At 63.3% G+C, this 25,013-nt stretch carries 19 protein-coding genes, 2 tRNA genes, 2 rRNA genes and 1 riboswitch (1 of these 24 only partly in view); of the genes, 10 read left to right on the top strand and 13 right to left on the bottom strand.

Annotation, left to right across the window (positions count from 1 at the left end; genetic code table 11):
* The 4 genes from ACE103_RS04635 to ACE103_RS04620 form a co-directional block, all read right to left on the bottom strand.
* Positions 1 to 500: ribosomal RNA gene (locus tag ACE103_RS04635) — 23S ribosomal RNA — on the bottom strand; it reaches 2,346 nt to the left of the window's first position.
* Positions 501 to 920: 420 nt separating this feature from the next.
* Positions 921 to 996, bottom strand: a tRNA-Ala gene (locus tag ACE103_RS04630).
* A 35-nt stretch (positions 997 to 1,031) separates the two neighbouring features.
* Positions 1,032 to 1,108, bottom strand: a tRNA-Ile gene (locus tag ACE103_RS04625).
* Between the two features lie 209 nt (positions 1,109 to 1,317).
* Positions 1,318 to 2,808, bottom strand: a 16S ribosomal RNA gene (locus ACE103_RS04620).
* The 16S and 23S rRNA genes sit together here with 2 tRNA genes alongside, the layout of an rRNA operon.
* A gap of 1,030 nt (positions 2,809 to 3,838) precedes the next feature.
* Here ACE103_RS04620 and ACE103_RS04615 point away from each other — a divergent pair.
* Both ACE103_RS04615 and ACE103_RS04610 read left to right on the top strand, forming a co-directional pair.
* Positions 3,839 to 5,902, top strand: coding sequence for a M23 family metallopeptidase (locus ACE103_RS04615; RefSeq protein WP_375778497.1), 2,064 nt, complete (start codon positions 3,839 to 3,841; stop codon positions 5,900 to 5,902).
* Positions 5,903 to 6,069: 167 nt separating this feature from the next.
* Positions 6,070 to 6,336, top strand: a complete 267-nt coding sequence (locus ACE103_RS04610) for a hypothetical protein (protein WP_223974171.1) — start codon at positions 6,070 to 6,072, stop codon at positions 6,334 to 6,336.
* Between the two features lie 52 nt (positions 6,337 to 6,388).
* Here ACE103_RS04610 and clpB read toward each other — a convergent pair whose 3' ends face one another.
* Both clpB and ACE103_RS04600 read right to left on the bottom strand, forming a co-directional pair.
* A complete protein-coding gene (clpB, locus tag ACE103_RS04605; protein ID WP_375778496.1) occupies positions 6,389 to 9,040 on the bottom strand; it encodes an ATP-dependent chaperone ClpB in 2,652 nt (883 codons plus the stop codon).
* A 192-nt stretch (positions 9,041 to 9,232) separates the two neighbouring features.
* Entirely contained in the window at positions 9,233 to 9,796 is a 564-nt protein-coding gene (locus ACE103_RS04600; RefSeq protein ID WP_223974175.1) for an XRE family transcriptional regulator, read from the bottom strand.
* Positions 9,797 to 9,852: 56 nt separating this feature from the next.
* Between ACE103_RS04600 and ACE103_RS04595 the strand changes: the two genes are divergently transcribed.
* Both ACE103_RS04595 and ACE103_RS04590 read left to right on the top strand, forming a co-directional pair.
* Complete coding sequence (locus ACE103_RS04595) at positions 9,853 to 10,368, top strand: GNAT family N-acetyltransferase (RefSeq protein WP_223974177.1); 516 nt, start codon at positions 9,853 to 9,855, stop codon at positions 10,366 to 10,368.
* A gap of 56 nt (positions 10,369 to 10,424) precedes the next feature.
* On the top strand, positions 10,425 to 11,201 hold the full coding sequence (locus ACE103_RS04590) for an MOSC domain-containing protein (RefSeq protein WP_375778495.1): 777 nt from the start codon (positions 10,425 to 10,427) through the stop codon (positions 11,199 to 11,201).
* 58 nt (positions 11,202 to 11,259) lie between these two features.
* Here ACE103_RS04590 and ACE103_RS04585 read toward each other — a convergent pair whose 3' ends face one another.
* Entirely contained in the window at positions 11,260 to 11,919 is a 660-nt protein-coding gene (locus ACE103_RS04585; protein WP_375778494.1) for a TIGR02594 family protein, read from the bottom strand.
* 232 nt (positions 11,920 to 12,151) lie between these two features.
* On the opposite strand from ACE103_RS04585, the gene ACE103_RS04580 reads away from it, so the two are divergent.
* Positions 12,152 to 13,024, top strand: a complete 873-nt coding sequence (locus ACE103_RS04580; RefSeq protein ID WP_375778493.1) for an alpha/beta fold hydrolase — start codon at positions 12,152 to 12,154, stop codon at positions 13,022 to 13,024.
* A 122-nt stretch (positions 13,025 to 13,146) separates the two neighbouring features.
* On the opposite strand, the gene metW is transcribed toward ACE103_RS04580, so the two are convergent.
* The gene (gene metW, locus ACE103_RS04575; RefSeq protein WP_375778492.1) at positions 13,147 to 13,812 is read right to left on the bottom strand and encodes a methionine biosynthesis protein MetW; all 666 of its coding nucleotides are present in this window, start codon (positions 13,810 to 13,812) and stop codon (positions 13,147 to 13,149) included.
* Positions 13,809 to 15,008 carry a homoserine O-acetyltransferase gene (locus ACE103_RS04570; RefSeq protein WP_375778491.1) on the bottom strand — a complete coding sequence of 400 codons (1,200 nt, stop codon included), beginning with the start codon at positions 15,006 to 15,008 and terminating at the stop codon, positions 13,809 to 13,811. Before ACE103_RS04570 ends, metW begins: the two co-directional genes overlap by 4 nt.
* Before the next feature lie 83 nt (positions 15,009 to 15,091).
* Positions 15,092 to 15,171: riboswitch (SAM riboswitch) on the bottom strand.
* A 185-nt stretch (positions 15,172 to 15,356) separates the two neighbouring features.
* Here ACE103_RS04570 and ACE103_RS04565 point away from each other — a divergent pair.
* The 3 genes from ACE103_RS04565 to ACE103_RS04555 are packed head-to-tail and all read left to right on the top strand — an operon-like array spanning position 15,357 to position 18,268.
* Complete coding sequence (locus ACE103_RS04565; RefSeq protein ID WP_375778490.1) at positions 15,357 to 16,205, top strand: chorismate mutase; 849 nt, start codon at positions 15,357 to 15,359, stop codon at positions 16,203 to 16,205.
* 24 nt (positions 16,206 to 16,229) lie between these two features.
* Positions 16,230 to 17,327 carry a histidinol-phosphate transaminase gene (gene hisC / locus ACE103_RS04560; RefSeq protein ID WP_375778489.1) on the top strand — a complete coding sequence of 366 codons (1,098 nt, stop codon included), beginning with the start codon at positions 16,230 to 16,232 and terminating at the stop codon, positions 17,325 to 17,327.
* A gap of 8 nt (positions 17,328 to 17,335) precedes the next feature.
* A complete protein-coding gene (locus ACE103_RS04555) occupies positions 17,336 to 18,268 on the top strand; it encodes a prephenate/arogenate dehydrogenase family protein (protein ID WP_375778488.1) in 933 nt (310 codons plus the stop codon).
* Between the two features lie 377 nt (positions 18,269 to 18,645).
* Here the strand turns inward: ACE103_RS04555 and ACE103_RS04550 are convergent, their stop codons facing one another.
* Entirely contained in the window at positions 18,646 to 19,743 is a 1,098-nt protein-coding gene (locus ACE103_RS04550; protein ID WP_375778487.1) for a MerR family transcriptional regulator, read from the bottom strand.
* A gap of 221 nt (positions 19,744 to 19,964) precedes the next feature.
* Between ACE103_RS04550 and ACE103_RS04545 the strand changes: the two genes are divergently transcribed.
* The gene (locus ACE103_RS04545; protein WP_375778486.1) at positions 19,965 to 20,654 is read left to right on the top strand and encodes an outer membrane protein; all 690 of its coding nucleotides are present in this window, start codon (positions 19,965 to 19,967) and stop codon (positions 20,652 to 20,654) included.
* A gap of 239 nt (positions 20,655 to 20,893) precedes the next feature.
* On the top strand, positions 20,894 to 21,388 hold the full coding sequence (locus tag ACE103_RS04540; protein ID WP_375778485.1) for a VOC family protein: 495 nt from the start codon (positions 20,894 to 20,896) through the stop codon (positions 21,386 to 21,388).
* Between the two features lie 154 nt (positions 21,389 to 21,542).
* Here the strand turns inward: ACE103_RS04540 and ACE103_RS04535 are convergent, their stop codons facing one another.
* From ACE103_RS04535 to ACE103_RS04525, 3 genes are all read right to left on the bottom strand, one after another.
* On the bottom strand, positions 21,543 to 22,532 hold the full coding sequence (locus ACE103_RS04535; RefSeq protein ID WP_375778484.1) for a Bug family tripartite tricarboxylate transporter substrate binding protein: 990 nt from the start codon (positions 22,530 to 22,532) through the stop codon (positions 21,543 to 21,545).
* Positions 22,533 to 22,623: 91 nt separating this feature from the next.
* Positions 22,624 to 23,103, bottom strand: a complete 480-nt coding sequence (locus ACE103_RS04530; RefSeq protein WP_375778483.1) for a hypothetical protein — start codon at positions 23,101 to 23,103, stop codon at positions 22,624 to 22,626.
* Between the two features lie 262 nt (positions 23,104 to 23,365).
* Entirely contained in the window at positions 23,366 to 24,934 is a 1,569-nt protein-coding gene (locus ACE103_RS04525; RefSeq protein ID WP_375778482.1) for a hypothetical protein, read from the bottom strand.
* Positions 24,935 to 25,013: the final 79 nt, after the last annotated feature.

Here is a 25,013-nt window from a genome sequence, read left to right as displayed (position 1 = left end):
TGGAGGGTGGTCCCCCCGTGTTCAGACAGGATTACACGTGTCCCGCCTTACTCGTGGATACATCATCGCATTACTCGTACGGGGCTATCACCCTCTGAGGCCCAGCTTTCCTGACTGGTTCCGATTGTCTTTGATGTATCACTGGCCTGGTCCGCGTTCGCTCGCCACTACTAACGGAGTCTCGATTGATGTCCTTTCCTCCAGGTACTTAGATGTTTCAGTTCCCTGGGTTTGCTTAAAACCTCCTATTTTATTCGGAAGTCTCATACCTTCTCTTGATAACCGGAAATCCAAAACCTCGCGGTCTGATTTCTTCCATTTCTGGTCGAACCCCAAAACACAAGGTCTTGGAGTTCCGGCTATCGAAGGTGGGTTTCCCCATTCGGAAATCCGTGGATCAAAGCTTCTTCGCAGCTCCCCACGGCTTATCGCAGCGTAGCACGTCCTTCATCGCCTCTCAGCGCCAAGGCATCCACCGAACACCCTTAAGGCACTTGATTGCTCTCATTATCAATGTCCACACACTCGGCAGAATGTTGTCTGCACAACTGCCATTGAAGGCGCGCATCCTCGACGAATGCGATTGCGCAGCCGGACATTGACTAGAAAGACCAGCTTGCTTCGTAAGATCGGCCCGATAGCGAGGCGGTCAAGCTTCGCTACAAAGATCGTTTTACAACTCGCTCATCTCACTCATCTTGCGATGAGCTGCGATGCGCGAGCGCCGAAAACGATCTGGAGATTAGGAATGGTACCCGCGAATTGCTTCGCAGATCCAAACTCGGATCGATCTCCTCTTTACGATGTCAGAAAACACGCACGTCACCGTCCATCCGGACCAATGAGTGCGAAGTGATGTTTCGCGGACGATTTGAACAGAGCTTCCTGCACAAGGTGCATTGTCGAGATTCAATTCCATCTGGTGGAGCCAGACGGGATCGAACCGACGACCTCATGCTTGCAAAGCACGCGCTCTCCCAGCTGAGCTATGGCCCCGTACCAGAAGACGAATGCTCCGCACTCGATCAAAATGGTGGGCCTGGGAAGACTTGAACTTCCGACCTCACGCTTATCAAGCGCGCGCTCTAACCAACTGAGCTACAAGCCCCTAACACGAGGGACATGCCGGCGCGCACCCGACTTATCGTCGGTGCATCGCACAGCGCTCAGTCCTGGCGCGTGTTCGTCCGCGAAGAAAGAGAAACGAAGACGGCGAAATCCCGCCAATGGAGCTCAACAATCCTGAAACTGTTGGCCCCTGAATGTTTCTAAAACGGTTCGATAGTGAGCGTGAGCTCGCTGAAGAACCATCCTTAGAAAGGAGGTGATCCAGCCGCAGGTTCCCCTACGGCTACCTTGTTACGACTTCACCCCAGTCGCTGACCCTACCGTGGCCGGCTGCCTCCCTTGCGGGTTAGCGCACCGTCTTCAGGTAAAACCAACTCCCATGGTGTGACGGGCGGTGTGTACAAGGCCCGGGAACGTATTCACCGTGGCGTGCTGATCCACGATTACTAGCGATTCCAACTTCATGGGCTCGAGTTGCAGAGCCCAATCCGAACTGAGACGGCTTTTTGAGATTTGCGAAGGGTCGCCCCTTAGCATCCCATTGTCACCGCCATTGTAGCACGTGTGTAGCCCAGCCCGTAAGGGCCATGAGGACTTGACGTCATCCCCACCTTCCTCGCGGCTTATCACCGGCAGTCTCCTTAGAGTGCTCAACTAAATGGTAGCAACTAAGGACGGGGGTTGCGCTCGTTGCGGGACTTAACCCAACATCTCACGACACGAGCTGACGACAGCCATGCAGCACCTGTCTCCGGTCCAGCCGAACTGAAGAACTCCGTCTCTGGAGTCCGCGACCGGGATGTCAAGGGCTGGTAAGGTTCTGCGCGTTGCGTCGAATTAAACCACATGCTCCACCGCTTGTGCGGGCCCCCGTCAATTCCTTTGAGTTTTAATCTTGCGACCGTACTCCCCAGGCGGAATGCTTAAAGCGTTAGCTGCGCCACTAGTGAGTAAACCCACTAACGGCTGGCATTCATCGTTTACGGCGTGGACTACCAGGGTATCTAATCCTGTTTGCTCCCCACGCTTTCGTGCCTCAGCGTCAGTATCGGGCCAGTGAGCCGCCTTCGCCACTGGTGTTCTTGCGAATATCTACGAATTTCACCTCTACACTCGCAGTTCCACTCACCTCTCCCGAACTCAAGATCTTCAGTATCAAAGGCAGTTCTGGAGTTGAGCTCCAGGATTTCACCCCTGACTTAAAGACCCGCCTACGCACCCTTTACGCCCAGTGATTCCGAGCAACGCTAGCCCCCTTCGTATTACCGCGGCTGCTGGCACGAAGTTAGCCGGGGCTTATTCTTGCGGTACCGTCATTATCTTCCCGCACAAAAGAGCTTTACAACCCTAGGGCCTTCATCACTCACGCGGCATGGCTGGATCAGGCTTGCGCCCATTGTCCAATATTCCCCACTGCTGCCTCCCGTAGGAGTTTGGGCCGTGTCTCAGTCCCAATGTGGCTGATCATCCTCTCAGACCAGCTACTGATCGTCGCCTTGGTGAGCCATTACCTCACCAACTAGCTAATCAGACGCGGGCCGATCTTTCGGCGATAAATCTTTCCCCGTAAGGGCTTATCCGGTATTAGCACAAGTTTCCCTGTGTTGTTCCGAACCAAAAGGTACGTTCCCACGCGTTACTCACCCGTCTGCCGCTGACATATTGCTATGCCCGCTCGACTTGCATGTGTTAAGCCTGCCGCCAGCGTTCGCTCTGAGCCAGGATCAAACTCTCAAGTTGGACTTGAACTTTGAACCGGCTGATCACAACGTTTTGACGAGGTCCCACCATTCTTCGCCGACCGAAGTCTGCGAGCTGCCTACGATTCACATCGCTGGCAACGATGGTGTAACCTTTAAAACGTGTACCGCCGAAGTCTTTCGTCCACTCTCAGAAAGTCAAAAGCCGAAGCTTTCAAGTATTCCGAGAGACGCAAGGACTCCGCCGTCCACGTTTCTCTTTCTTCATCTTCACTTGTCAAACAGCCCGGGATCCGATGACCCCACACCCTTAGAGGGTGGTTCTACCCTTCAGCGACGAACAGTGAACCTCAACCGATTTATGTCGGCTGCTGTGTCACTCATCGAAGTGAGGAGCATCAGTGGCGCGTTCGCTCGCCTTGGTCAGTGACCCGGCGGCGCCGCGCTCAGTGGTTGGTTTATAGTCCCCACCCCTCGGGATTGTCAACGACCATTGTCAACAAATCGTCGCACGCCCAAATCGTGTGTGCGGTGCAGAAAAGTTCTCGTATTTTCTGTAGCTTAGGTCGGAGGTAAAAATTCGCGACCCAACCCGCGTTGCAAAAAACTTCAAAAAAAGTTTGTCGCCGACGAGCTCGAGAGGCCCTCCGGAACGGGTTCCCCAGCCCCCCCCGGAACGGGGTCCCCGGCGCTCCAGACCGGGCAGCGGCATCGACCTGCTTCAGGAAGCTTTTCCACCTCAAACGCCGCACTTGAGCCACAATCCTGCGACGTTCTGGCTATAAGACATGCATTGAACCGCTCGTAACCTGTGGGGGCACGGGTGGTTTTTCAGGGGGACCAGGCGATTTTCTCCAAGAACCCGTCGCCTCTTCCCTACGCGGCCGAGCAACATCGAGAGATCTGCACACCATTGACGTTCGAGATCGCGGCTAGCTAATGGCCATCGGCTTCTCGATTTCGATGCGTGTGGCTCGCCACACTGCCGAGATTCCTCTTCGGAGGATTGAGGTGGGGACGAGAACGAGCAGAGGTCGATCGCAGTTGCCGGAATTTGGGGGGATATCGGGTTGAGCCAACGGGCGTCACGCGGAAGCGGTAATGGGCGCGAGACCGGGATGATCGATCTCGGTCACGAACCGCCGCTTTCAGTCGACGGCACCGAGGCTGCGGTGATCGATCGCCGCCGTGTCTCCGTACAATGGTTCAGCGGCACCATTCTGACTGGATTATGTGGCGCGGCCCTGATCGGCGGCGCCGTTTTTGCGTCGCTCGATGGCGAGATGACCTTCGCCAAGGTGCCGGAGCGCGTCGAAGGCGCGCTGCGCGGCGCCTTCACCGGCAATGATCGCGTCGTCAGCCTGCACAAAGGCGACCGCTTGCCGCCGCCGAGCGAATCCTCCGCCTCCCGCAGCCTGGTGCGCGTGTCGACCGTGACCCGCGTCGGCAATCGCGACGTGATGCGGGTGCGGCCCTTCATCCGGATTTCCGGCAATCTCTCGATGACCACGAGCGATCTGTCGTCCAAGATTCCGGCATTCAACGCGCAGCGTCTGTTGACCGATGTCGGCTCCGACACGCCGGCTGCGGCCGAGGATCCGAATGCGGCCGACGCCGCCGAGCCCGACGCCGAGGTCTCGTTCGTCACCAAGGATCTCGGATCCGTGCTGCCGAAAGCCAAGCTCGCCGCGGTTGTCGCGCTCGACGACGTGTTGATGCGGGTGCGCGACGCCGCCAACTGGCGCGGCTCCGGCGGCTCGGTGCGCTACGCTTCACTTGCCAATGCCGCAGCCGATGCCACCGGCGCCGGCCCCGACATGCGGATGGCCTACGCCACCGAGGGCAACACCTCCGATCCCTATGCAGGCTTCGAGACCCGCGTGGTGCCGGAGAACGTCACCCTGCTGCCGAAGACCAAAGAGCAGGTCACCGGCGGCAATCCGGTCGGTGAACGGGTTCACCTCGTCAAGAAGGGCGACAGCATCACCTCGATCCTGCGCGATCAGGGCGCAACGCCCGACGAGGCGAAGGCGATTGCCGCAACGCTCGGCCCGCGCGGCCGCGACGGCGGGCTGAAGGAAGGCCAGAAGGTGCGAATCCTGATGGCGCCGGCAGCGCCAGGCGCCCGGCTGCAGCCCTATCGCGTCATCGTCGCCAACGAATCCATCGTGGAAGCTGTCGCCGCCCTGTCCGATCTCGGCAAATACGTCGCCGTCGACGTGCAGAGCATGAACACCACGACCGACACCGCCGACAATTCCAGCGACGATGACGAGGATGATGGCAGCGGCGTGCGGCTCTATCAGAGCATTTATGAGACCGCGCTGCGCAACAAGGTGCCGCCGACCGTCATCGAAGACATGGTCAAGATCTACTCCTACGACGTCGATTTCCAGCGCAAGGTCCAGCCCGGCGACTCGTTCGACGTGTTCTTTGCCGGCGAGGACGAGGGCGTCACCAGCACCGAGAAGACCGAAGTGCTCTACGCCGCGCTGACCGTGGGCGGCGAAACCAAGAAATACTACCGATTCCAGAGCTCGGACGATGGCCTCGTCGACTACTATGACGAGACCGGCAAGAGCGCGAAGAAGTTCCTGGTGCGCAAGCCGGTCAACAACGCGATCATGCGTTCGGGCTTCGGCGGCCGTCGCCACCCGATCCTCGGCTATGTGAAGATGCACACCGGCGTCGACTGGGCCACCGCCTACGGCACGCCGATCTTCGCTTCCGGCAATGGCGTGCTCGAGAAGGTCGGATACGAGGGCGGATACGGCAAATATATCCGCATGAAGCATTCGAACGGCTATGAGACGGCCTACGGCCACATGTCGGCCTTCGCCAAGGGCATGGAGATCGGCAAGAAGGTGCGGCAAGGCCAGGTGATCGGCTTCGTCGGTTCGACCGGCCAGTCGACCGGCCCGCACGTCCACTACGAAATCCTGGTCAACGGCCGATTCGTCGACCCGATGCGCGTGAAACTGCCGCGCGGCCGCTCACTCGAAGGCCCGATGCTGGCCAATTTCGAGAAGGCGCGCGACGGGATCGAAGCCCAGATGTCCAGCCGCGGCAGCTCGCGCATCGTCTCGGATGCAACGAGCTCCACGTCGCAGACGCGCTCCACCACCAACCGCTAGAGCGTTTTCGAGCGAAGTGGATACCGGTTCGCGTGAAGAAAACGCATCAAAACTAGAATCCAGAGCGCCGTTCCGATTCATTCGGAACGGCGCTCTAGTTCAAAAACGGAACGATTCGCGCCGATCAGGCTTTGTCCCGTCGGGCAAACCTTGCACAGGAGGCGCGCATGACCAGCCTCACCCGCGAAGACGTGCTGAAGGCTGTCGGCCATGCCGACGACGTCACGATCGCCAGGATCATCGCATCCGGCGCCACGATCACCGAACTTGCCGAAGCCCAGGCCTGGCTTGCCAATGACGAGCCGCTGATGAACGCCGGCAGGCCGCTGGCCACAGGCCGCGCCCGCGAGCTGGTCGATATCCTGTCCGAGCTCGAACCCGCCGACGACGACGAGCCCGGTCAGCTCAGTCCACCGATCGTCCCGCAGGAATAGCCTGGACGACAAGGCCCTCCCCGCGACCGCGGGGAGGGCTTTTGCACGCGTATCAGTTCAGCTTGCGCTTCGAGACCGGTGCATCGAATTGCACGATCTCGGCGGTGTTGGGCACCTGACCGTTGAAGGTCAGCACGTTGCCCTTCTCCGAAATCAGCACGCGATCGCCGTCCTTGACCTCGCCGGCGAGGATCATCTCGGCCAGCGGGTCCTGCACGCTGCGCTGGATCACCCGCTTCAGCGGACGAGCGCCGTAAGCCGGATCCCAGCCCTTCTCCGCGAGCCAATTCCGGGCCTTCGCATCGAGCGTGAGCTCGATCTTGCGATCCTCGAGCAGCTTGGTCAGCCGCGCGAACTGGATCTCGACGATGCGGCCCATCTCGTTCCGCTGCAGCCGGTGGAACAGGATGATCTCGTCGATGCGGTTCAGGAATTCCGGCCTGAAATGCGCCCGCACGACGCCCATCACCTGATCGCGAACCGCCGCGGTGTCCTCGCCTTCCGGCTGATTCACCAGGAATTCCGAACCCAGGTTCGAGGTCATGATGATCAGCGTGTTGCGGAAGTCGACGGTGCGGCCCTGACCATCGGTCAGGCGGCCGTCATCGAGCACTTGCAACAGCACGTTGAAGACGTCGGGATGCGCCTTCTCGATCTCGTCGAACAGCACGACCTGGTAGGGCCTGCGCCGCACGGCTTCGGTCAGTGCACCGCCCTCGTCGTAGCCGACATAGCCGGGAGGCGCGCCGATCAGCCGCGAGACCGAGTGCTTCTCCATGTATTCGGACATGTCGAGGCGGACCATCGCGGTCTCGTCGTTGAACAGGTCAGCGGCGAGCGCCTTGGTCAGCTCGGTCTTGCCGACGCCGGTGGGCCCCAGGAACATGAACGAGCCGGTCGGCCGGTTCGGGTCCTGCAGACCTGCGCGGGCACGGCGCACGGCGGTTGCCACCGCGCGCACCGCTTCGGCCTGGCCGACGACGCGCTTGGCGAGTGCGTCCTCCATTTTCAGGAGCTTGTCCTTTTCGCCTTCGAGCATCTTGTCAACCGGCACGCCGGTCCAGCGCGAGACGACCTGCGCGATGTGGTTGGCGGTGACCGCCTCCTCCATCATCTCGCCGCCGTTCGGCTTGCTGTTCTCTTGCGCCTCGATGTCGGCGAGCTTCCTTTCCAGCTCGGGGATCCGGCCATAGGCCAGTTCGCCCGCCCTCTGGAATTCGCCGCGACGCTGCGCATTGGCGAGCTCGACGCGGAGCGCATCGAGTTCGCTCTTCAGCTTCTGGGCGTTGGAGAGCTTGTTCTTCTCCGCGCTCCAGCGCGCCGTCAGCGCCGCCGACCTCTCCTCGAGCCCGGCGAGCTCCTTCTCCAGGGTCTGCAAGCGGCTCTTCGAGCCGGCATCGCTCTCCTTCTTCAGCGCCTCCTGCTCGATCTTCAGCCGGATGATGTCGCGATCCAGCGAATCGAGCTCTTCCGGCTTCGAATCGACCTGCATCTTCAGCCGCGCCGCCGCCTCGTCCATCAGATCGATGGCCTTGTCGGGCAGGAAGCGGTCGGTGATGTAGCGGTTCGACAGCGTTGTCGCGGCCACCAACGCGGAGTCGGTGATGCGCACGCCGTGATGCTGCTCGTACTTGTCCTTCAGGCCGCGCAGGATCGAGATGGTGTCCTCGACCGTCGGCTCGCTGACATAGATCGGCTGGAACCGGCGGGCCAGCGCGGCATCCTTCTCGACATGCTTGCGGTACTCGTCGAGCGTGGTCGCACCGATACAGTGCAGTTCACCGCGCGCGAGCGCAGGCTTCAGCAGGTTGGACGCGTCCATCGCGCCGTCGGCCTTGCCGGCGCCGATCAGGGTGTGCATCTCGTCGATGAACAGGATGATGCCGCCCTCGGCGGACGAGACCTCCTGCAGGACAGACTTCAGTCGCTCCTCGAACTCGCCGCGATATTTCGCGCCGGCGATCAAGGCGCCCATGTCGAGCGACAGTAGCTTCTTGTCCTTCAGGCTCTCCGGCACGTCGCCGTTGAGGATGCGCAGCGCCAGGCCCTCGACGATCGCGGTCTTGCCGACGCCGGGTTCGCCGATCAGGACGGGATTGTTCTTGGTTCGCCGCGACAGCACCTGGATGGTGCGGCGGATCTCCTCGTCACGGCCGATCACCGGGTCGAGCTTGCCGTCGCGCGCAGCCTGGGTCAGATCGCGGGCATATTTCTTCAGTGCGTCGTAGGCGTTCTCGGCGGTCGCGCTGTCAGCGGTGCGGCCCTTGCGCAGCGCTTCGATCGCCGCATTCAGGTTCTGCGCCGTGACGCCGCCCTTGCTCAGGATGGCGGCTGCCTCGTTGCCCTTCTCGAGCGTGAGCCCGAGCAGCAGCCGCTCGACGGTGACATAGCTGTCGCCGGTCTTGTCGGCGGCCTTTTCCGCCGCGTCGAAGGCGCGCGCCAGCTCCGGCGACAGGTAAACCTGTCCGGCACCATTGCCCGAAACCTTCGGCAGCTTGTTCAGCGCCTCTTCGGTCGCTTTCAGGATCGCTCTGGAATTGCCGCCCGCACGGTCGATCAGACCGCCGGCGAGCCCCTCATTGTCGTCCAGCAGCACCTTCAACAGATGCAAGGGCGAAAACTGCTGGTGACCGTCGCGCATTGCGAGCGACTGGGCAGACTGGATGAATCCGCGCGAGCGCTCGGTGTACTTCTCAATGTTCATTCGTTTTCCCTCGGCCTGCCATCGTCACCCATTCAGGCATGACAACGGCATCTTCATTGGGTTTTCCGCGGGCCGCGTTGACGTTCCTCAACCAGCCTCTGGTCGTCGCCATCATTTTTCAGGCTTGCCGCAGATGTGGGCACTTGGTTCCGAAACGGAAGAGCCACAGTCTGCGATTTCGCCCGATGGAGCTCAGCGCCGCACGATGGCGACAAGGTAGCGGCAGGGCTGAGCAGTTTCGTTACGGAAGACGATGTCCGACGGTGGCCCGAGCTCGACGCGGTCACCCGCAGCCAGCTCATGGCGCTCCGCCCCCTCCATCAAGGTGAGGCGGCCGCTGATCACCCACACTACCTGGCGGACCAGGTGATACGCGCTGGCGGGGAAACCGGCTTCCTGCCTGGCAGGCAGCTCGACTTCCACCAGCTCCAGCGGATTGGCCGGATGCAGGAACACCTGCCGCCGCAGATAGGCCGCCTTGGGATCGCGCCAGACCGGCTGATCCTTGGCCCGCTGCAGGCGGGAACTGTGTGAAGCAATCTCGAACAGCGCCGCCATGGTCAGGCCATACGCCGTGGCAATCCGCGACAGCGTCGCCGCCGTCGGGCTGGCTTCCGCCCGCTCGATCTTGCTCAGCATGGCCTTGGACACGCCGGCCCGCCCGGCGAGTTCCGCCAGCGACCAGCCGCGGCCCTCCCGCTCGGCGCGAACCCGCCGCCCGAGAGCCTCATCAGCACTGTCTTCTATAATTGACATGATGTCTTATATAGTGGACGGTAGGGAGCATTCAAGAGGCCCGTCGAGGAACGACCATGATTATCCGCCCCGCCACCGAGCAGGACATTCCCGCGATCACCGCGATCTTCAATGAGGCGGTCGTCAACTCGAACGCGATCTGGACCGAGAAGCAGGATTCCGACGCTGAACGGCTGGCCTGGATGAAGGCGCGGCTGGCGCTGGGCTATCCGGTGCTGGTCGCCGCCGAAGGGTCTGTGGTGCTCGGGTACGGCACGTTCGGTGATTTCCGGGCCTTCCCGGGTTACCGCTACAGCGTCGAACACAGCGTCTACATCCACGCCGATCATCGCGGCCGCGGCCTCGGTCGCGTGATCGTCGACGAGCTGATCGCTGCGGCCATCGCGCTCGGCAAGCACGTCATGATCGCCGGCATCGACGGCGGCAATCCGGCTTCGCTCCGGCTGCACGCGCAGGCCGGCTTTGTCGAGGTCGCGCGGATGCCGGAGGTCGGGCGCAAGTTCGGTCGCTGGCTCGAACTCGTGTTCATGCAGCGCGTGTTGGACGCCCCGGGCGCAGCGCGGCCCGACTAGCTGCCTTGGCATTGGCGGCGGTTCTCCTCGCGCGACAAACAGGCTAGAGCGGGCGGATGGACAGCACGTACACCTCCGCCGCCCGGATCACCGACATCTATCGCTATCCCGTCAAGGGTCTGACGCCCGAGCCGCTGCCCCGCGCCGAGCTCAAGATCGGCGAGACGCTGCGCTCGGATCGCCGCTACGCGATCGAGAACGGCCCGAGCGGTTTCGATCCGTCGGCGCCGAAATGGCTGGCGAAGCCGCATTTCCTGATGCTGCAACGGGACGAGTGGCTGGCGCCGCTGCGCGCCCATTTCGACGATGACAGCCATGTGCTGACGTTGCGCCGGGACGGCGCGATGGTGGCCCAGGGCGATCTCGAGACCGAAGCAGGACGCGCGGCGATCGAGCGCTATTTCACTGACCGTCATGCCGGCCAGATCAAGGGGCCGCTCAAGGTGCTGGTCAGCCCCGGGCACAGTTTCTCCGACGTGCCGCGCAAGGTGGTCTCGATCATCAATCTGGCGAGCCTGCGGGCGATCGAGGACATGGTGCACGCGCCGGTGCATCCGTTGCGCTTCCGCGCCAACCTCTATGTCGAGGGTTGGCCGGCCTGGCATGAAGCCAGCCTGCTCGACCAGACCATTGCGATCGGCAGCGCGCGGGCAAAAGTTGTGAAGCGCATCACGCGCTGCGCCGCGGTCAATGTCGATCCCGATACCGGCGCGCGCGACCTCTCGGTCCCGAACACGCTGATGCAGCGCTTCGGCAACAACGAATGCGGCATCTACGCCGAGATCATCAGCGATGGTGGTGCGGCTGTGGGCGACACGATTGCCGCCGAATAGCCTGTGGCGTCGCAGGCTGGGCAAGGCGCGCGTGCGCCCCTGCCCAGCCTTCGACGGCTCAGTTCGACGGCATCACATAGGCGTAGATCCGGCCGCGCGAGACCGGCGTCTCGCGGACGCGGTGGCTGCTGTTGCCCGAGATCATGATCGGATTGCCCTTGGCATCGACGCCGGTGATGATCCCGACATGACCGCCGCCACGGCGGCCCATTACGGCGATGGCGCCGACCTGCGGCCCCGAAACGCGCGTACCGTATTTGGCGAACGAGCTCGCCATGTCGGAGCCGGTGCCGCGATGGCCGGTCTGTTGAAGCACCATGTTCATGAAGCGTGCGCACCACAGGCTGGAGCGGCCGGTCGGATTGCCGCCGAGATAGCGGCGCGCCGTGTCGACGATGCCGGATGAGCCGAAGCCGCCGGTCGCATTCATATCGGTGTTGGACGCGGTCTCAGCGCCGGGCAATACGGCCGCATTGGCCTCGCCGAAGCCGCCCGCCTGCATCCGGGCGTGACGCTTGGCGCGCGACAGCCGCGCTGCATGCCTGTGGTGATGATGGGAATAGTGCCGCGCGTGATGGCCGGCATGGGCCGAATGCGCGTGACGCGAATGGTGCGGACGGGCGGACGCCGGAGCCGCGGAGATCACGGCGAGCGTGAGCGAACACAGAGCCAGCGCCAAAACTCGAAGCGACCGGCGATACGCAAGCAACTGAACCATACTTCACGAGATCCTCTGTAACGCCCCCCGATTCCCAGTCGCGTTCCCAAGGGGAATGCGGCGGTGGTTTTGAAAATCGGGATGTGGCGCGAGGAAGATTTCATGCGGCGCTCAGGAAACGATTTCTGGGTCATTCCGCGCAAATTCCATGACGAAAATAGCCAGAACTGCCGCATTGCAGCCGCGGAAATTAATTGCAAATCTGGGAGCGGCCAACGAGAGGAGAATTTCAATGCCCCATGCCGTCACGAAAGATCATGTCCGCCTCCACTTCGAAGAGGCAGGACACGGGACCCCGATCATCTTCCTGCACGAGTTCGCCGCTGATCATACCAATTGGGAACCGCAGATGCGCTACTTCTCGCGCGGACACCGCTGCATCGCCTATTCCGCGCGCGGCTACACCCCGTCGGATGTGCCTGCGAACGCCGAAGTCTACACCTACACACACTTCTACACCGACGCGCTCGCGGTGCTCGACCACCTCGGCATCGCCAAGGCCCATTTCATCGGGCTCTCGATGGGCTCCTATTCGTCGCTGCAGGTTGCGCTCAACGCGCCGGAGCGCGCGCTGTCGATGACGCTGGCCGCCGTCGGCTCCGGCTCCAGCCTCGAAAATCTCGATGCCTTCCGCGCGCAGTGCCGCGCCAATGCCGAGCAGTACGAGGCGATCGGCTCGATCGAGGTCGCCAAGGTGACACGCGAGGCGCCGAGCCGGATTCCGTTCCTGGTCAAGGACCCGCGCGGCCACGCCGACTTCTACGCCGCGCTCGCCCGCCACGACGCGAAGGGTTCGGCCAACACGATGCGCAGCTTCCAGGGCGGCAGGCCCTCGATCTACACCATGACCGACACCATCCAGCGCGCGGCGACGCCGGCGCTGATTCTGTGCGGCGACGAGGACGACAATTGCATCGCGCCGAGCATGTTCCTGAAGCAGCATCTGCCGGCCGCTGGCCTCGCCTTCTTTCCGAAGTCGGGCCATGTGCTCAACCTCGAGGAGCCGGCGCTGTTCAACGAGATGGTCGAGCGCTTCATCACACTGGTCGAGGCCGGCCGCTGGCCGGTGCGCGATCCGCGGTCGCTGGTGGCGGCGCCGGTCTAACCAGTCATTCCGGGGCTCGCGAAGCGAGAACCCAGAATTCATTGGGCCGCAGATTTCGTGGATGAATGGATTCCGGGTTCGATGCTGCGCATCGCCCCGGAATGACGAGCGTGCGCAGCTACCTACTTCCCCTTCTCGCCCCGACTGAGCAGGAACACGCCCTGCTCGCCGAACATGTTCCACACCCACCAGGGCAGGTTGAGCGGCACCGGACGGCCGTAGAGATCGAGCGCCACCGCGCGCTCCATCTTGACATTGATCTGCTCGCAGAGCTCCACGAAGTCCTTGATGGTGCAGAAATGGATGTTCGAGGTGTCGTACCAGCTCGCCGGCAGATTTTCGGTGCGCGGCATGTGGCCGCCGATCAGCAGCTGCAGGCGCATCTTCCAGAACCCGAAATTCGGGAACGAGACGATGGCGCGCTGGCCGATCCGCAGCAGGTTCTCCAGCACCACCTTGGGCTGCCGCGTCGCCTGCAGGGTCTGCGACAGGATGACATAGTCGAACGCGTCATCGGGATAGTTGACGAGGTCGGTGTCGGCATCGCCCTGCACCACCGCGAGGCCCTTGGCGACGCAGCCATTGACGCCCTCGCGGGACAGCTCGATGCCGCGGCCGTCGATGCCGCGGCTCTCCAAGAGCTGCAACAGCTCGCCATCGCCGCAGCCGACGTCGAGCACGCGCGAGCCCGGCCGTACCATCTCGGCGACCAGGAGATGATCCCTGCGATAGCCGCCAGTCCGCTCCGGCGCAACGCCCGGCAAGGGCAGTGTCTGCTGCATGCTCATGACTGGCCGCCGTCTTTCAGTCCGCGCGCCTTGCCTGCGGCCTGCAGGAAAGCGCGGGAGATCTCCAGGAACTCCGGCACGTCGAGCAGGAACGCGTCATGGCCGCGATCGGTTTCGATCTCGGCGAACGACACCCGCGCGCTCGACGCGTTCAGCGCATGCACCAGCGCGCGCGATTCCGAGGTCGGAAACAGCCAGTCGCTGGTGAACGACACCACGCAGAACCGCGTCTTGATGCCGGCGAACGCATTCGCCAGCGCGCCGTTGTGATCGGCGGCGATGTCGAAATAATCCATCGCGCGCGTGAGATACAGATAGCTGTTGGCGTCGAAGCGCTCGACAAAGGACGAACCCTGGTAGCGCAGATAGCTCTCGACCTGGAAATCCGCATCGAACGAGAAGGTCGGCAGCTCGCGGTCCTGCATCCGCCGTCCGAACTTGCGATGCAGCGCGGCGTCCGAAAGATAAGTGATGTGCGCGGCCATCCGCGCCACCGCCAGTCCGCGATGCGGATGGGTGTCCTCGTCGACATAGCGGCCGCCGCGCCAGTCCGGATCGGCCATCACGGCTTGGCGGCCGAGCTCGTGGAACGCGATGTTCTGCGCCGAGTGGCGCGTCGAGCAGGCGATCGCGAGCGTCGAGAACACGCGCTCGGGATAGGCCGCGGTCCATTGCAGCACCTGCATGCCGCCCATCGAGCCGCCGATCACACAGAACAGCGTCGTGATGCCAAGGCGATCGATCAGCATCGCCTGCGCGCGCACCATGTCGGGGATCGTGATGATCGGGAAATCGAGCCCCCACACCTTGCCGGTCGCGGGGTTCAGCGACGCGGGCCCGGTCGAACCCATGCAGCCGCCGATCACGTTGGAGCAGATGATGAAGTATTGTTCGGGATCGATCGGCTTGCCGGCGCCGACCATGGTGTCCCACCAGCCGGGCTTACCGGTGACGGGATGGGTGTTGTTGACGTGCTGATCGCCGGTCAGCGCGTGGCAGATCAGGATCGCGTTGGATCTGTCGGCATTAAGCTCGCCATAGGTCTGATAGGCGATCTGGAAAGGCGCGAGATCGATGCCGCAATCCAGCTTCAGCGGCTGATCCATGCCGAACTTCGCCACCAATGACGACGGGTGATCGGTCTCATGGGCGCGATCATCGCTCTGGGTTTGCGGTATCGGACGCACGTTGCTCATCTAGGCGACCCTGCCCTCGCGCGGGAGGGCTCGAACAGAAATCAGGCCATAAAAAACCCGGCCTGAACAAGGTTCGGCCGGGAGCTGATCTGTCCCCGGCCTGTTTAGCGAGTTGTTTAACGTGGCTGCAAGCCGGCCGGCTCAAATGACCACGGAGTGCAGCGAACCTAGTCCTCAGGCCCCCCGTCGTCAAGGCGGCCAGCGAACGTCCCCTTGCCGGAGGCCATAGTTAACCGTTTGCGCAAGGCTGGACCGCGAGGTTTCTCTTTGCTTTCGCCGGCCGTCTTTCCTAATCAGGGACCCTGTCCGGCGCGGCATCGGGCCGCCCGGACGACAAGGTTTGAGAGCATGTCCAACCCACCCCCGTCGCCGCCCTCGCTGCAGGAGCTGCGCAAGGAGATCGATGCGATCGACGAGCAGGTTCACCGCCTGCTGATGGCGCGCGGCGACATCATCGACCGCCTGATCCAGGTCAAGAAGACCCAGGAGGTCGGCTCGGCGTTCCGTCCGGCGCGCGAGGCCAGCATGATGCGCGAGCTGGTGCGGCGCCATCGCGGCATCCTGCCGCTCGACACCATCGAGGGCATCTGGCGCGTCATCATCTCGACCTTCACCTACGTGCAGGCGCCGTTCGCCGTGCATGCCGATGTGTCCGTCGGCGAGTCGGCGATGCGCGACTCGGCGCGGTTTCATTTCGGCTTCGTGGTGCCTTACGTCTCGCATTTCAGCGCGCAGGCAGCGGTCGAGGCCGTGACGAAATCGAAGGGCGACCTCGCGCTGGTCTCCGCGATCGCCGGCCGCACACCGTGGTGGAATGCGCTCGAGGCCGACGGCGCGCCGAAGATCATCGCGCGGCTGCCGTTCCTCGAACGCGCCGACCATCCCGCCGCGCTGCCGGTGTTCCTAATCTCGCGGGTCGCCGACGACGCCATGGTGACCGAAGTGCAGATCTGGAGCGTGCGCGTCTCAGGCTGGAACGCCGATGTTGCCCGAGCGCTCGCCCCGCTCGCCGAGATCGTCGCGGTCCCGGACACCGCGTTCGACGGCGCGGCCTTGCTGGTCTCGGTCACCGGCCACGATTTCGAGAAGATCAAGCTCGCCCTGATCGAGGCCGGCGCCTCGGTGCGCTCTTCGGCCCTCGTCGGCAGCCACGCAACGCGCTATACGGTGCCCTCTAACGGGTCGGCCAGAAGCTAGCCGCCTGTATATCCGGAGTTGATGATGTCCCGCCCCGTGCCGAATCCCGGCATCCTCGATATTGCGCCCTACACGCCCGGCAAGAGCCCGGTGCCGGAACCGGGCCGCAAGGTGTTCAAGCTGTCTGCCAACGAGACGCCGTTCGGCCCGTCTCCGAAGGCCATCGCGGCCTACAAGGGCGCGGCTGACCATCTCGAGGACTATCCGGAGGGCACCTCGCGCGTGCTGCGCGAGGCGATCGGCCGCGCTTATGGGCTCGATCCGGACCGCATCATCTGCGGCGCGGGCTCCGACGAGATCCTCAATTTGCTGGCGCACACCTACCTCGCGCCCGGCGACGAAGCGATCTCGACCACCCACGGCTTCCTGGTCTACCCGATCGCCACGATGGCGAACGGCGCGAAGAACGTGATCGCGGCCGAGACCAATTTCACGGCTGACGTCGACGCCATCCTCAAGGTGGTGACGCCGAAGACCAAGTTGGTCTGGCTCGCCAACCCGAACAATCCGACTGGCACCTATATCCCGTTCGACGAGGTCAAGCTGCTGCGCGCCGAACTCCCGTCGCATGTGCTGCTGGTGCTCGACGCCGCCTATGCCGACTACGTCTCGCGCAACGACTACGAGCTCGGCATCGAGCTGGTCGCGACCACCGACAACACCGTGGTGACGCACACCTTCTCGAAGATCCACGGCCTCGCCGCGCTGCGGATCGGCTGGATGTTCGGCCCGGCGCATATCGTCGATGCCTGCAACCGCATCCGCGGCCCGTTCAACGTCACGACGCCGGCGATGCTGGCGGCGGTAGCGGCGATCGAAGACACTGCGCATGTGCAGATGTCGCGGACGCACACCGAACAGTGGCGCAACTGGCTGACCGAGGAGATCGGCAAGCTCGGACTCAAGGTGACGCCGAGCGTCGCCAATTTCGTGCTGATCCACTTCCCGGCCGACACGGGCAAGACCGCGGCGGAAGCCGATGCCTATCTCACGCGGCGTGGCCTCGTGCTGCGCGCGCTCAACAATTACAAGCTGCCGCATGCGCTGCGCATGACCATTGGCACCGAGGAAGCCAACCGCCTCGTGGTCGAGGGCCTGCGCGACTTCCTGGCCGGAAAGTGAACACCGACGTGACCACGGCTCCGATCTTCAATCGCATCGCCCTGATCGGCTTCGGCCTGATCGGCGGCTCGATCGCGCGCGGCGCGCGCGCGCAAGGCCTGGTCGGCGAGATCGTGACCACCGCGCGCTCGGAGAAGACGCGCGCCCGCGTCGCCGAGCTCGGCATCGTCGATCGTGTCGTCGAGACCAATATCGAGGCGGTGAAGGATGCCGATCTCGTCATCCTCTGCATCCCGGTCGGCGCCTGCGGTCCGGTCGCGGCCGAGATTGCCGCCCATCTCAAGCCCGGCGCCATCATCTCCGACGTCGGCTCGGTGAAGGGCGCCGTCGTCAAGGACATGGCGCCGCATCTGCCCGACGGCGTGCACTTCGTCCCGGCGCATCCGGTGGCAGGCACCGAGCATTCGGGCCCGGATTCGGGCTTCGCCGAGCTCTTCATCAACCGCTGGTGCATCCTGACGCCGCCCGAAGGCACCGATCCCGCGGCGACCGACCGGCTGCGCGCGTTCTGGGCCGCGCTCGGCGCCAAGGTCGAGATCATGACGCCGGATCATCATGACCTCGTGCTCGCGATCACCAGCCATCTGCCGCATCTGATCGCCTACACCATCGTCGGCACCGCCGACGAGTTGGCGCAGGTGACGGAATCCGAAGTCATCAAGTTCTCCGCCGGCGGCTTCCGCGACTTCACCCGCATCGCAGCGTCGGACCCGACGATGTGGCGCGACGTGTTCCTCGCCAACAAGGACGCCGTGCTCGAGATGCTCGGCACCTTCACCGAGGATCTGTCGAAGCTCACCCGCGCGATCCGGCGCGGCGACGGCGACGCGCTGTTCGATCACTTCACCCGCACCCGCGCCATCCGCCGCGGCATCGTCGAGATCGGCCAGGATTCGGCCGCGCCCGACTTCGGCCGGCCGCATGCGAATTTGAAGAAGTAGGGTCAGGCCCGCGATTTCTCCACTTGGTCGTCCTGGCGAAAGCCAGGACCCATTGCCACCGCATTGGGTTGTAAACGGGAACGTGGCCTCAGTGTCGTCCGGCAATTTACATTCGGGGTAATGGGTCCTGGCTTTCGCCAGGACGACGGTGAGGATGGTTCTCGCGCGATACGACGCACCGTCATTGCGTACCTGATCTCGGTGTCATCGCCCGGCTCGACCGGGCGATGACAGTGTGGATGGGGTGCAGCTTCGCATTCTCGCGACACGATCTGCCCGAGTCGAAGGGTTGACAGGTTTTGCTGCGCTACCCGTCCGGTTGATTTGTCGCACGCGGCTGGCGCCGAACAGCTTCAGCGCCGCTTCTTCGCTTCTGCTCAAGGCAACGACCGAAGCAGCACTCCATCGATCTTTCCGTCGGATGCCAAAATGATCCGCCATTCCATGTCGACATTGGCGAAGTTGACGTCATAGACATCCCAACCGTCTCGTCCGACGCCCTTGAAGCGAATCGTTTGCATGCCCCCGGCCAGATCCAGCGCGGCGATGATCGCCGGTGCCTGCTCGCGGGCCACCGCCGCCATGATGTCGCTCATGCCGGCGTAGTCGACGGCACCTTGGTGGTGCTGGATGATCAGGTGGCGGATCGCCTCCTCGGTTCCCGGCGACGGCGTCTTGCCATCTATCTTCTTTGCCAGCGCGGTCGCCGCATCTCGGGCCTGCCGGTCGTCGATCCGGGTCGCGTCGTGCGTCAACCCGCCTTGATGAAGCGTCAGGGCGTTCGCGATTCCGTCCGGCTCGACGGCGAAGGCAATTTGCGCCGCCGCGGTCTTGAGAAAAAACGTGTGCTCGCTTTCGGGATATATTTCCGAGGCGAACTGTCCGAGAGGCTTCGCGAACAGATGACCACCATCGCGTGTGATCGTCACCACCTGGCCGCCGGTCCGAAACCGAAAATGACCGATGTAGCGCTCCATCACGCCGGGATCGATTTGAATCGCAGCGCGGGGCCGGGCCTGTTCGTAGCGCCGTTGAGCGACGGCATCGAAGGATGCTTCGGCCATATTGGTCTCTTTGGCCAGCGCAATGAGGTCGGCGATCGAGAGCGATCCGCCGGCGGAAAGCTTCAAGCGCGCCACATTCACCAGTGCAAGGCCCTCGTCGGCGCGGTTGCGCAGTTGAAGGATCGACGATTGTTGCATGGCCAGGATCCGGTCGAGATCGATCGCGCGGCCTTCGAGAAGCTTGGCGATTTGCGCCAGGCTGAGCCCCATTCGCTTTAGCGCGAGGATCTCGTGCAGCCGGCTGATCTCCGCAGCCCCATAGAGCCGCCAACGCTTCGCCGTGCGGCGCGGCGAAATCAGGCCGCGGCTCTCATAGAGCCGAAGTCCGCGTACCGTAAGACCGATGCGAGCGGCGCACTCTGCCGCGGTCAGCAAGACGTCCTTGTCGGCTTTGTCTCTCGGCTCGTTCATCGACGGAGGCCCTTTCGCCAGTACCCTACGGTGTGACCATAGGTCCGGCTCAAGGCCTTTTTCGGCGCGGCAGGCGATAAACCGCTTGAGCCGACCCCAAGGTCATAGGTCAGAAGCGGGCCAGGAAGACCCTTCGATGCACAAGCAGCCACGCGGCACGCGCGCATGGACGACGGTCCTCCCACCTCGCCACTCAACCATAACAACGGGAAACTAATCTCATGAAAAAGCTTTTGCTCGGTGCGGTCGCTGGTATCGCCTGCGCGGCTCCTGCGGTCGCGGCCGATCTTCCGGCGCGAACCTATCCGAAGGCGCCGGCCTATACGGCGCCGGAGGCGGTCTTTAACTGGACCGGCTTCTATATCGGCGGCCACGTGGGCGGAGCCTTCGCGGGCAACAACAGCCTGGGTGGGGACAAGGGCCGCTTCCTGGGCGGCGTGCAGGGTGGCTTCGACTACCAATTCGCATCGAGCTGGGTGATCGGTGCCGAGGTTCAGTTCAGCGGGCTTACCGGCAACGCTGGCAAAGGCTCGGCTCTTCCGGCAGGCACCCAGGTAACAGGCAATCAGCTTGGCTCGATTACCGGCCGGCTCGGCTACGCCTGGGGCCCGGCGCTCCTCTACGCCAAGGGCGGATACGCCGTCCGCGACAACCTCAATATCGGCGCCGGCTCCGGCGGAATTCCGGTGGTCGTTGCGACCAATGGCAGTCAGCGGAGCGGCTTTACCCTCGGCGGCGGTCTCGAATACATGTTCGCGCGGAACTGGTCCGCGAAGGCCGAATATCAGTATTACAACTTCGGCAACACCACCTTCGCCGGCGGCCTCGCCACGATCGTCGGCGTCCGGTTCAGGGACGACGAGCATACCGTCAAGGTGGGCTTCAACTACCGCTTCGGCTGGGGTGGCTAGCACATAGGATGGGTAGAGCGCAGCGAAACCCATCCTGCAATTCCTGATCAGGGCCACATGGAAAGGGCCATCTGGCTCGTCACTTCCCCGACGCGCAAACCGTTCTTTGGATAAGGCTCCCCGACGGCCTCGATTTGCCGCCCGCATAGGCTCGCAGGATGGGCAGATCGACTCTTCCGGGGCGCCAGCCGGTCTACCAGTCGACGGAGCGAACTGGTAGCCTCGAGCGAGAGAGGCCGTTGCCGGCAGTCCACCCGGCGGAGGCCGACTGGCGCGGCTTCGGTGACAGGAGCGACAAGATGATACTCAGTCCGGATCATGTGACGATCGCAGTGGCCGACGCCGGCCCGGCGATCGCATTCTTCGCACTCCTTGGATTCAGAAAGACTCACGTCGCAACCATCGACGGTGGCATTCCTGCCCAGTACATGGGCATGCCGGCCATGAAAGCGCAGCACATCACCCTCGCGCTTGAAGGAGCGGACTTCGAAATCCAACTGCTCGAGTTTGACTCGCCCCCAGGCACCGATCCGGGGGTGCACCCGACCAACCTGCGAAAGCTCGGCTTCAATCACCTCGCGTTCCGCGTCGACGACATTGAGGCGGCCACCACGCACCTGATCGCCAACGGTGTAACCATGCTGAGCGACGAGATGGACTACATCAGCCGAAAGCTCCGGCTGTTCGAGGGGCCCGAGGGCATCACCTTCGAGTTGGTCCAGCGGGACGAATGAAACTCCGCTGACATTCCATCCTCGTCATTCCGGGGCAGCCCGCAGGGCTGAGCCCGGAATCCATTCATCCACAATCGCTGTGGCTCAATGGATTCCGGGCTTCGCACGCCCTCAGGTGCGCGTTTGCGCACCGGGGAATGACGAGGAGAGATGCCTACGCCGGCGGCAGGCCGAGCGACTGGGCGGCTTCCATCCAGACCGGCAATTCGCGCTGATACAGCGCATTGCTCTCCTTGAAGCCGATCGCGGGCTCCAGCACGAAGGTCGCGAGCACCTCCTTCACCTTGGGATCGCTGTTGGCGGCGACGCAGAGCTCGGATAAGCGATCCACGATCGGCTGCGGCGTCGCTTTCGGCAGCGCCCAGCCCGAGAAGCCGCTCACGGTGAAGAATTTCGATGTCGCGCCCTGTTCGGGCAGCGTCTTGATCTCAGGGATCGCATCGACCTTCTTCGCGTGCACCCCAAAGACGACACCGCGGCTGCTTTGCAGGACGGTTTGCGCAGCGGTGTAGCTGCCCATCGCGACATCGAGCGTGCCTTCCGCCAGGCCCGTCCACATCGGCGCTTCGCCGCGATAGTGGATCGGCTCGATATTGAGGCCGTATTGCTTGTTGAGCTCGTTGATCGTCATGTGCGGGGCCGAGCCCGCGCTGTAGGTGCCGAAATTCACCTTGCCGCTGCTCCGCGCATGGGCGACGAATTGCGCCAGCGTCTTGACGCCGAGCTTGGGGCTCGCGACCAGCAACAGCCCGGCGCCCGGAATGACGCTTACCAGCGCCAAATCCTTGTCCATGTCGTAGCCGGGGTTCTTCATCATCGCCCGGTTCATCACGTAAGTGGTCGAGATCGAGCACAGGATGGTGTGTCCGTCGGGCGCGGCGCGCGCCACCTCGGCGGCGCCGATCGAGCCCGAGGCACCCGCCTTGTTCTCGATGACGACGGTTTGTCCCACCTGCCTTGCGATGAATTCGCCGAAGGCGCGCGCCAACAGATCGGTCTGCCCGCCGGCCGGGTAGCTGCAGATCATGCGGATCTGCCGCGACGGCCACGCCGCCTGCGCCGAGGCGCCGCGCGACAGCAAGGGCATCGCGAGCGAAGCAGCTCCGGCAGCGATGACGTGACGGCGGCTGAATTCTGCTGGCATGTGAGTCCCTCCCCGATTTTCAGCGAGGGTACCGCATCGGTCGATCTCAGCTACGGGACAGATTGGCGCAGCGGCTAGTCAGCGACGGCGCTCACCGTCGCATTCGTTGATCCCGGATCGGCCCCGCCGCCGATATCGGCGCAACTTTCTGGGTCAGCCGCTGGCGGCCGACGAAGCCGGCGGTTGCCAGCATGACGTCGCCGCCGAACCACCACGAGCCGATCACGAACTCCCAGGCACGCGGCGGAATCTCATCGAACACGATGCCATAGACCGACACCAGCGCAGCCAGCGCGGCGAGGAAGATCCCGCCCGCGCTCATAAGCTCGACGGCATCGATGCGCCCCGTGGCGCGCAAGGCGGGCCTTGGAATATCGATGCCAAGATAGAAGCCGACGGCGCCGATCACGATCGCTGTCACGATGAAGACAAGTGTACCGAAGAAGGCGACGTGCCCCTTCGCGAGCTGGGCGGCGACGAAGGTACCGGCCATGGCGCCGGCCATCGCCAGACCGGTTCGCTGCAGCACATGCGCGGCGCGGCTGACCATCATCAGTTCGCGGGCGAGCACGGCCCTCTCCTTTCGGCTCACGATCCTCATATGCAGTGTCCTTTACCAGCGGTACGCTCCCTCTCCCCGTTCTTACGGGGAGAGGGCTGGGGTGAGGGGCCGTCTCGGCAATAACGTCGACGAACGGGCTCGCGAAAACTCCCCCTCACCCGGATCGCATCTTCGATGCGACGTAGCCGAAGCTCTGCCTCGGCGTTCTCAAGGACGGCCGCCGGAGGCGGCCTACGCCTCTCCCCGCACGCGGGGCGAGGTAACCGAAGCCCTAGAACGGGTAGTAGCGGATCTGGGTCATGACGATGTGGTCGTCAGTCCTCGGCGCGCCGCCGACACCTTGGAAGGCGAAGCGCTGGTTATAGGAATACTGCACGCCGGCCTTGATCGCCCCGTAATCGCCCTTGAAGATCGTGTCGTAGAAACCGACCGTGTATTGCCTGACCTCCGAAGTGTTGCCGTTGCAGGTCGCCGCCGGCGAGTTCTCGATGTTGCAGCCGAGATTGTTGTAGAGCGGATTGCCGTAGCCGAACGGCACCGTGCCGACATTGGAGAACGTCGCCTTGGTCTTCTCGAGGCCGGCATAGGCATAGAGATCGAGCGACGGCGTCGTGTGCCAGACCGTGCCGAGCAGGAACGCCGTGATCGGCAGCGGCTGGATCGAGCCGTCCTGGCGCACCGTCGCATCCGGGAACGGCGTCGCCGTGAAGCGGCCGAGCGCGCCGTGCGACGCCGAGCCCTGCAGCTCCAAGAGCTGCGGCACGATCTCCGCCGAGAAATGCCCGCCGAAGCTCACCGTGTTGACGTCGTGATTGGCGAAGTTGAAGCGATCGTAGAAGTCGCGATACATCGCCCAGCCCTCGACATGCAGCTTGTAGGGTCCGAGCCGCGGATCCCACGCACCCTTCACGGTGAAATCAGGCACGTGATTGAGGCTGACATTGTTGGCGTTGTTGAAGAAGCTGCCGCCCGGCCCGGTGAGGTTGACCAGGAGGTTCGGGTTGAGCACGCCCTGCGGGCCGGCCGCGGGCGTACCGACCAGCGGCGTGTTGCCGCCGAAGAACGAGGTCTGCGGATTTTCCGCCGAGACCGCGAGCTTGAATTCGGGCCCGATGTCCTGCCAGACGCGAATGCCGGGCTGCCGCGCCGCAAGGAAGCCGGGCACCGATTCGAAATCGATCACGCCGGGCGCATCGACCCCGCGCGGATCGATGCCGGACTTGCTCGGCGCATTCAGCGACCAGCTCTGACCGGCAAGCACATGCAGGCCGAGATCGGTGCGGCTGACCTCGACGCTGGCCTGACGCAGCCGCGGGTTGAACGAGTTGGTGGCGACCGAGTTCGCGGTCTGCGCCGCGCCTTCGAAATCCATTTCGCCGTAGCCAGCGACGCGGGTGTTGGCGAAGATTTCGGCTTCCGCGAGCACCGAGAAGCGGGTCTGCCGCGCCGAGAAGCGCGACTCGCCGGTGTTGAAGTTCTTGCTCTGCGGGAACGGAATGAAGGCGTAGACCGAGCCGGTGTCGGAAGCGAGATTGCGGGTGCGATAGATGCCGGTGAGATCGACCCAGCCGCCGAAGGTGAAGGTGACGCCCTTGTAGCAGAGCTTGCCCGATGCGCAGGGATCAAACGGCACCGGCGCCTTGGCCGCCATCCGCGTGTTCTGCATTGCGCTCTGTCTTGCCGCCAGCGCCTCCTCCTTGCGCGCCTGCACTTCCATTTTCTGTTCGAGCTGCTTGAGCCGCGTCTTCAGCGCCTTCAGCTCGGACGCATCGTCTTCCGCAAACGCAGAACCAGTCGACAGCAGCATGCTGCCGAGCAGAATTCCCCCGAGAATTCGCATCGCTTCTCTCCCACGCGAGGTTGTTTCCTCAGGCCAGAGAGAGCGGTATTCGAGGACTGATATTCGCGGCGGCCCGCAA

This window comes from Bradyrhizobium sp. ma5 (genome assembly GCF_042258955.1).
Lineage (GTDB): Bacteria > Pseudomonadota > Alphaproteobacteria > Rhizobiales > Xanthobacteraceae > Bradyrhizobium.
Note: the sequence above shows the minus strand (reverse complement) of the source record. Positions and strands in the feature narration are given on the sequence as shown.

Bases quoted from the DNA above. Each gene is read 5' to 3' on its own strand.
- clpB (WP_375778496.1), bottom strand. From the start codon at position 9,040: ATGAACATTGAGAAGTACACCGAGCGCTCGCGCGGATTCATCCAGTCT.
- ACE103_RS04590 (WP_375778495.1), top strand. From the start codon at position 10,425: ATGGACAGCACGTACACCTCCGCCGCCCGGATCACCGACATCTATCGC.
- ACE103_RS04525 (WP_375778482.1), bottom strand. From the start codon at position 24,934: ATGCGAATTCTCGGGGGAATTCTGCTCGGCAGCATGCTGCTGTCGACT.
- metW (WP_375778492.1), bottom strand. From the start codon at position 13,812: ATGAGCATGCAGCAGACACTGCCCTTGCCGGGCGTTGCGCCGGAGCGG.
- ACE103_RS04550 (WP_375778487.1), bottom strand. From the start codon at position 19,743: ATGAACGAGCCGAGAGACAAAGCCGACAAGGACGTCTTGCTGACCGCG.
- ACE103_RS04585 (WP_375778494.1), bottom strand. From the start codon at position 11,919: ATGGTTCAGTTGCTTGCGTATCGCCGGTCGCTTCGAGTTTTGGCGCTG.
- ACE103_RS04600 (WP_223974175.1), bottom strand. From the start codon at position 9,796: ATGTCAATTATAGAAGACAGTGCTGATGAGGCTCTCGGGCGGCGGGTT.
- ACE103_RS04545 (WP_375778486.1), top strand. From the start codon at position 19,965: ATGAAAAAGCTTTTGCTCGGTGCGGTCGCTGGTATCGCCTGCGCGGCT.
- ACE103_RS04610 (WP_223974171.1), top strand. From the start codon at position 6,070: ATGACCAGCCTCACCCGCGAAGACGTGCTGAAGGCTGTCGGCCATGCC.
- hisC (WP_375778489.1), top strand. From the start codon at position 16,230: ATGTCCCGCCCCGTGCCGAATCCCGGCATCCTCGATATTGCGCCCTAC.
- ACE103_RS04565 (WP_375778490.1), top strand. From the start codon at position 15,357: ATGTCCAACCCACCCCCGTCGCCGCCCTCGCTGCAGGAGCTGCGCAAG.
- ACE103_RS04570 (WP_375778491.1), bottom strand. From the start codon at position 15,008: ATGAGCAACGTGCGTCCGATACCGCAAACCCAGAGCGATGATCGCGCC.
- ACE103_RS04535 (WP_375778484.1), bottom strand. From the start codon at position 22,532: ATGCCAGCAGAATTCAGCCGCCGTCACGTCATCGCTGCCGGAGCTGCT.
- ACE103_RS04580 (WP_375778493.1), top strand. From the start codon at position 12,152: ATGCCCCATGCCGTCACGAAAGATCATGTCCGCCTCCACTTCGAAGAG.
- ACE103_RS04595 (WP_223974177.1), top strand. From the start codon at position 9,853: ATGATTATCCGCCCCGCCACCGAGCAGGACATTCCCGCGATCACCGCG.